The following is a 6,484-nucleotide window of genomic DNA, read 5'->3' on the forward strand; positions in this document are numbered from 1 at the left end:
GATTCGACAAAAAAGGGATTGTCGACACAATCCCTTTGTCACTTACATTGTTTACAATACCCATAAATCTCAAATTTATGATCGACGACTTCAAAATCAGGATCGAGCGTCTCGACGTAGCGCATCGGACAGAGCTCGAGTAACTTCGTTTTGCCGCAACCGCGACAAATGAGATGGTGATGGTGATGATTAGCACCGCACGTGACGCGGAACGCCTTCTCTCCGTTCAACTCGGTCGCTTCAAGCAAACCTTCTTCAGCGAACGACTTCAAGTTGCGGTACACCGTGTCAAAACTCATCGTCGGATGTTTCGAGCGCATATAGTCGAGGACATCCTTGGCACTGACGTAACGCTCTTCCGCCGCGAGAAAGGCAAACATCTCGATTCGTTTCGGTGTCACTTTAAGCGACGACGATTGCAGACGGGTCAACTGTTCAGTTTCCTTCATAACGAACCTCCTTTTTTCGAGCGAGTCCAATCCGTTCGGCCAACATGACAATCGCTAAAATCATGACGGCGAGCAAAACGATGACACCACCCGGGGCAACATCGAGCTCGTAGGCGAGCACGAGCCCACCAATCGTCGCGACCTCACCGAACACAATCGACCAAACAATCGTCTGTTTAAAGCTGTTCGTGAACCGGAGTGCGGCCGCGACCGGTAGCGTGATTAGACTCGAGACGAGAAGCGTACCGACGATGCGCATACTGACAGCGATGACGAGTGCGACGACGAACATAAACAACACATGGAGCATCGTACTAGGCAGGCCTGACACTTTCGCCTGCTCTTCGTCGAACGATAAAAATAAGAGCTGTTTATAAAACACGATGATGACGAGTAACGTAATCCCGGCCACCGATAAAATCAACCAAATATCCGATAGACTGACAGCCGAGATGGAACCGAACAACAATGTCGACAAATCGATGGAAAACCCGCGCGACAGCGAGATAAAGATGGCACTGAATCCCATTCCAGCAGACATCATGATCGGAATCGATAGTTCTTGGAAGTGCACATACTTTCCGCGGAGCCAATTGAGGCCGAGCGCGGCGAGCACGGATACGAGTGTTCCGAGATAAAGCGGGTTCAAGTCGCTGAACAATAAGATGTATTGTCCGAGAAACAGACTGAACGATATTCCGGCAAGCGTCATGTGTGAGAGCGCGTCGGCAATCAAACTCATTCGTCTGACGACGACGAACGAGCCGATGAGCGGTGCGGTGAATCCGATGACGACGGCTGCGATGAACGCATAACGTAAAAAGCTGTACGTGAAGAGATCGGTGATCATGACGTACCTTCGTGGACGAGCACTTTGACCGGATATGGCTTAATCGCGGTCCACTCCCCGAGCTCACTATACTCTTTCAACCCGCAATTGCATGCCATCCGCCCACGGTCGAGATGGACGACTTTTGTGACGAGGTCCGTGACGACGTTCAAGTCGTGCGTCACGAGAATGAATGTGCACGTCGTATGTTCACGCAACAAATGGAGCACTTCGTAGAAGTCGCGCAAATGTTTTTGGTCGACTCCGACCGTCGGTTCATCCAAAATGAGCAAATCTGGCTGATTGACCATGGCCCGGGCGATAAAGACGCGCTGTTGTTGCCCACCTGACAGACTGCCGATCTTCCGATGCCGAAACTGCCACATATTGACCGTCTCAAGTGCGTTCTGAATGGCGGCTTTGTCTTCGACGTTCAACCGTTTGAACAAACCAAGCCGTCCATAGCGCCCCATGGCTACGACTTCCTCGACTGTCACTGGAAACCCCGAGTTAAACGACGCGGCTTTTTGGGAAACGTAACTGATACGGGACTTGTCTTTAAACTGGCCTTGAGGGCGGCCGAACAGTTCGACCGAACCGGTTTGTGGCGCTAAAAGGCCGAGGATGGTCCGGATCAATGTTGATTTACCGGAACCGTTCTCCCCGACGACGGCAACGAAGTCGCCTTGGTGTATGTCGATGGACACGTCCTGTAGCGCGGCGGTCCCATCGTAATGATAGGAAACATGATCTAGTTTTACGACAGATGTCGTCATAAGCTACCCTTCTCTCATATGATAAATCGTAATCATTTCTACTTGCTTGGCGTCTGTATTATACAGAATATTAGTCGACGCTTCAAGTATGTGGCGATGGGAGGAAGCCGAAGGGGCATCTTTATGAAATCAATATGTCTTTTTAAGATCTTCGTTGTACACTAGAGATAACGCAGAGGGGGTTTTTCCGTGGAGAAAAAGCTAGCAGTCATCGATATCGGATCGAACTCGATTCGTAACGTCATCTTTGAAGTAAACGGATACGGCCAGTATTTCGAGCGGCTGAACGTAAAAGAAGTGGCACGGTTATCGAGCCACATTACCGAAGACAACGAACTGTCCGATGTCGGCATCGAGGCGCTCATCGAGACGCTCGATCATTTCAACCGTTTGAACGAACATCATGAAGTGAAAGAAGTGCTGCCCGTCGCGACGGCCGCTATTCGTAATGCCAACAATTCCGACGCCATTTTAGAAGAAGTACGACGCGCGACGGGCATGGAGATTCGCCTGTTGAGTGACTATGAAGAAGCGTTTTATGGCTATTCGGCTATCATCAATTCGACGTATATCGAAGATGGATATTCGGTCGACATCGGTGGTGGTTCGATGGAAGTGACATACTTCAAAGACCGTGAACTCGTCTTCTATCACAGCTTTCCATTCGGAGCGGTCACATTGACCGAGGATTTTATGGAAGGCGACGCACTCACGAAAGACGAACGAAAGCACCTCATCTCATTTTTAAAGAAATCGTTCAAAGATGTGGACTGGCTCGTACCACACGGCATCCCACTTGTCGGAGTTGGTGGAACCGCTCGAAACCTCGTCCGGGTTGAACAGTCGCTGTCCTTGTTCCCGCTTGAAGGCATCCATCAATATACGATCGGAGCCGACCGCCTACATGATGTCGTCGATGAACTCATTCAAATGTCGAGTAAACAACTCGGTCGACTCGACGGGTTGTCGAAAGACCGCATCGATATCATCGCCCCGGCCGTGACCGCCATCGATGAACTGGCGAAGTATTTGAAAGTACCTGAGTTCATGATGAGCAACAACGGGTTGCGTGAGGGCTTATTCTACGAATATTACTTAAAAGAAAACAATCGTGTCCGCTTCGGCGACGTCAAAGAAGAAAGTTTCCGTCACTTCGAGAAACAGTATGACGTCGATCCGATCCGGCACAAACATTTAATTCATTTGGCCCGCCAAATCTATACAGGTCTAATCGAGACGAAAACGATCAAACCGAAACCGTTCGAACCCGGCCTGTTAGAAGGGGCCTGTCGCCTCGCCTATGTCGGGGAATATATCGACCACAACAATAAAAGTGACCATACGTTCCACTTGATCACGACGAATGACTTCAAAGGGATGAACAACGAGGACCGACTCGCACTCGCCTTAGTGACATCATATAAATCGCGGCGCCTGCTCGAACAACATATTGAGGGCTTCCCCGAATGGTTCGATTCAAAGATGCTGAAGAGCTTAGAGTTGCTCGGCTCGATCGTCAAGCTCGTCGACGCATTCGACTTGACCGAACGACAAGTCGTCGAAAACATCGACGTCGACGCGACAGACGACGGGCTCGTCTTCACGCTTCATACGAACACGTCGCCACGATTTGAACTGCAGCGTGGCATTCGCCATAAAAAACATCTTGAACGTGCCATCGACCAATCCATCGAGTTACGTGTAGAGGAGAGAGATTTATGACCGTCTATTTACCCGAACACTTCAATAACCGTGAACTCAGCTGGCTGAGCTTCAACGAACGTGTCCTACAAGAAGCGATGGACGAACGCAACCCGCTCATGGAACGGTTAAAGTTCCTTGGAATCTTTAGTTCGAACCTTGATGAGTTTTATATGGTCCGTTTTGGCGGATTGAAAGACGAGGTACTCGCCGGGTTCAATCGCCCGGAAGACAAAGCCGGTTTGACACCAAAACAGCAGATTAAAGCGATTTCGATTAAAGCGCAAGAACTCGTCGAAGTTCAATACGCGACGTATAAAAAAATCATCAAACAGCTCGCTTCGGAGAATGTACGCTTTTTACGGCCAAAACATTTGAACAAAGAGCAACTCGACTTCGTCAAGCTATATTTCCGGACTCACGTCTTCCCGGTTTTGACACCAATCGCCGTCGACGCCTACCGTCCATTCCCGATGCTGTTGTCTAAATCACTCAATATCGCCGTCGAGATCTCCTCGACCGATGAAGGCAAGAAACGACTCGCCCTCGTCCAAGTACCGGCCGTATTGCCACGTTATCTCGAGCTTCCGACCGAGGATGAGGAACATACGGATTTGATGTTGCTCGAGGACGTCATCATCCAGTTCATCGACTCGTTGTTCAAAGGTTTTGAAGTCGAATCGACGATGCCGTTCCGAATCACCCGTAACGCCGATATGCCCTTCCACGAGGAAGGAAGCCGTGACGTACTTAAACAAATTGAAAAAGAGTTGAAGAAGCGGCGCTATGGTGTCGCGATTCGCCTTGAGGTACAGCAACGGTCGCTCAGTAAGGAGCTATTGTTCATGCTCCAGGACGTGCTTGATTTGCACGACCGTGACATCTTCCTCGTCGACGGTCCGATCGACTTGACGTTCTTATTCGGAGTTTACAATAAAATCGGCATCGAGTATGACGACATGATCAACGAGACGCTCATCCCGTTCGTCCCGGAAGGACTCGAGCCAGGGAAAGACTTGTTCCAAGCATTACTCAAACAAGACTACTTGCTCCACCACCCGTTCCATTCGTTCGATCCGGTCGTCCGTTTTATCGCTCAAGCCGCCAAAGATCCGAACGTGCTCGCGATCAAGCAGACGCTCTATCGTGTCTCAGGCGATTCTCCAATTATCAAGGCGTTGACCGATGCCGCCGAGAGTGGGAAACAAGTGACCGTCCTCGTCGAATTGAAGGCCCGGTTCGACGAGGAGAAGAACATCCAATGGGCGAAACAACTCGAGAAGGCCGGCGCCCACGTCATTTATGGCTATAAAGAGTTGAAGACCCATTCGAAAATTACGCTCGTCGTCCGTATTTTAGAAGGTGGAGTGTTGCAACGGTTTCTCCATCTCGGTACCGGTAACTATAACGACTCGACCGCAAAACTGTACACGGATATCGGCTTGTTGACGACAAATGAAGAGCTCGCCGAGGACGCGACCAATTTCTTTAACTGGCTCTCGGGCTACGGCGAACGGCCATCGTGGCACAAGTTCGAGACGTCACCGGACGACATGCATGATTTCTTCCTTCAAAAGATTGACGAAGAGATTAAATTGCACGAGAAATACGGGAATGGCCGGATTGTCGCCAAGATGAACTCGCTCACCGACAAACCGATTATTACGAAACTGTATGACGCCTCGCAGGCCGGGGTCAAAATCGACTTGATCATCCGTGGCATCTGTTGTCTGCGTCCGGGCATTAAAGGTATCTCAGACAACATCCGTGTCGTCTCCATCATCGACCGGTACTTGGAGCATTCGCGCATCTTCTACTTTTATCAAAACGGAAAAGAAGACTTGTATTGCTCTTCAGCTGACTGGATGACGCGTAACATGCGCAAACGAATCGAAATTTTGTTCCCGATCCTTGACGCGGCACATAAATCGTATATCAAAGACATGCTCGCGCTTCAACTCGTCGATAACGTGAAGGCTAGAATCCAGCGCGCCGACGGCAGCTACGTCTATTTGAAACAAGAGGCCGGACAAGAACGGATTCAATCACAAATTATCATCCATCAATATACGGGCGGCCGTTGGAACAATATCCCGAGCGTGTTTGAGCGTGAACCGTCGAACTGGGCCGAACGAGAAGTTCTTCGCTTACGGGCTGAAAACGAGAAAATGACAGATGACTGATGTTAGACTTCTCAAATGAGAACGAACATTGTATAATGAGTTCGGTTACCTGTTAGTAAAGCGTTTTCATCTCGATTATGGAGGAATCATTCATGCAAGAAATCTTATTGTCATTGCTCGCTGGTCTCATTTGTGGCATGATTTTCACGGCCTTGAAGTTGCCGCTCCCTGCCCCGCCGGTTCTACCGGGCGTCATCGGCATCTTCGGCGTGTTTCTTGGAATGAAAGTATACCAATTCGCACTTGCGAACTGGCCATTTTAATTCAAAAAAAGAAGCCCTCGGGCTTCTCAGGCTGTTGACGAACCCATTCGCTTTTGGCGAATGGGTTCGTCTTTTTTTGTGTTCAACGAGCTCGAGGCGCTCTGCCCGACATAAAATTGAATAAATGCTATGTAGACGGTCGTTTTCGGCCAACAGGTTGGCCAGTTTCTTCATATTTTGTGCGGTCGCTGCCACCAGGTTGGCGCGGTCCACCGCCTCTTTCCCCCGGTAGAACGTGAAGCGGAGACCGTGGAGCTCCTTCCCGTCGGCGAACGAGCGCTCC

6 protein-coding genes and 1 pseudogene are annotated in these 6,484 nt (G+C 49.9%); 3 read left to right on the forward strand and 4 right to left on the reverse strand.

Translation table 11 applies throughout. The features are described from left to right. Positions 1 to 38 precede the first annotated feature (38 nt). The 3 genes from EVJ33_RS09890 to EVJ33_RS09900 are packed head-to-tail and all read right to left on the reverse strand — an operon-like array spanning position 39 to position 2,054. Positions 39 to 449: a Fur family transcriptional regulator gene (locus EVJ33_RS09890; RefSeq protein ID WP_131436679.1), complete on the reverse strand. Its 411-nt coding sequence runs from the start codon at positions 447 to 449 to the stop codon at positions 39 to 41. Next, positions 436 to 1,299, reverse strand: a complete 864-nt coding sequence (locus tag EVJ33_RS09895; protein ID WP_131436681.1) for a metal ABC transporter permease — start codon at positions 1,297 to 1,299, stop codon at positions 436 to 438. The genes EVJ33_RS09890 and EVJ33_RS09895 overlap by 14 nt, the downstream gene beginning before the upstream one ends. Further along, the gene (locus tag EVJ33_RS09900) at positions 1,296 to 2,054 is read right to left on the reverse strand and encodes a metal ABC transporter ATP-binding protein (protein ID WP_131436683.1); all 759 of its coding nucleotides are present in this window, start codon (positions 2,052 to 2,054) and stop codon (positions 1,296 to 1,298) included. Before EVJ33_RS09900 ends, EVJ33_RS09895 begins: the two co-directional genes overlap by 4 nt. Before the next feature lie 189 nt (positions 2,055 to 2,243). Between EVJ33_RS09900 and EVJ33_RS09905 the strand changes: the two genes are divergently transcribed. The 3 genes from EVJ33_RS09905 to EVJ33_RS09915 all read left to right on the forward strand — a co-directional run bounded on the left by EVJ33_RS09905 (position 2,244) and on the right by EVJ33_RS09915 (position 6,201). Beyond that, positions 2,244 to 3,776: a Ppx/GppA family phosphatase gene (locus EVJ33_RS09905; RefSeq protein ID WP_131436685.1), complete on the forward strand. Its 1,533-nt coding sequence runs from the start codon at positions 2,244 to 2,246 to the stop codon at positions 3,774 to 3,776. Beyond that, the gene (locus EVJ33_RS09910; RefSeq protein WP_131436687.1) at positions 3,773 to 5,938 is read left to right on the forward strand and encodes an RNA degradosome polyphosphate kinase; all 2,166 of its coding nucleotides are present in this window, start codon (positions 3,773 to 3,775) and stop codon (positions 5,936 to 5,938) included. Before EVJ33_RS09905 ends, EVJ33_RS09910 begins: the two co-directional genes overlap by 4 nt. Positions 5,939 to 6,030: 92 nt before the next feature. Continuing rightward, entirely contained in the window at positions 6,031 to 6,201 is a 171-nt protein-coding gene (locus tag EVJ33_RS09915) for a DUF1427 family protein (protein WP_021065708.1), read from the forward strand. A gap of 153 nt (positions 6,202 to 6,354) precedes the next feature. Here the strand turns inward: EVJ33_RS09915 and EVJ33_RS15630 are convergent. Then, a pseudogene (locus EVJ33_RS15630) lies at positions 6,355 to 6,484 on the reverse strand (transposase); the annotation flags it as partial.

This window comes from Exiguobacterium sp. SL-10 (assembly GCF_004337025.1).
GTDB lineage: Bacteria > Bacillota > Bacilli > Exiguobacteriales > Exiguobacteriaceae > Exiguobacterium.

Coding starts and splice junctions, on each gene's coding strand:
- EVJ33_RS09915 (WP_021065708.1), top strand. CDS start 6,031: ATGCAAGAAATCTTATTGTCATTGCTCGCTGGTCTCATTTGTGGCATG.
- EVJ33_RS09910 (WP_131436687.1), top strand. CDS start 3,773: ATGACCGTCTATTTACCCGAACACTTCAATAACCGTGAACTCAGCTGG.
- EVJ33_RS09900 (WP_131436683.1), bottom strand. CDS start 2,054: ATGACGACATCTGTCGTAAAACTAGATCATGTTTCCTATCATTACGAT.
- EVJ33_RS09890 (WP_131436679.1), bottom strand. CDS start 449: ATGAAGGAAACTGAACAGTTGACCCGTCTGCAATCGTCGTCGCTTAAA.
- EVJ33_RS09895 (WP_131436681.1), bottom strand. CDS start 1,299: ATGATCACCGATCTCTTCACGTACAGCTTTTTACGTTATGCGTTCATC.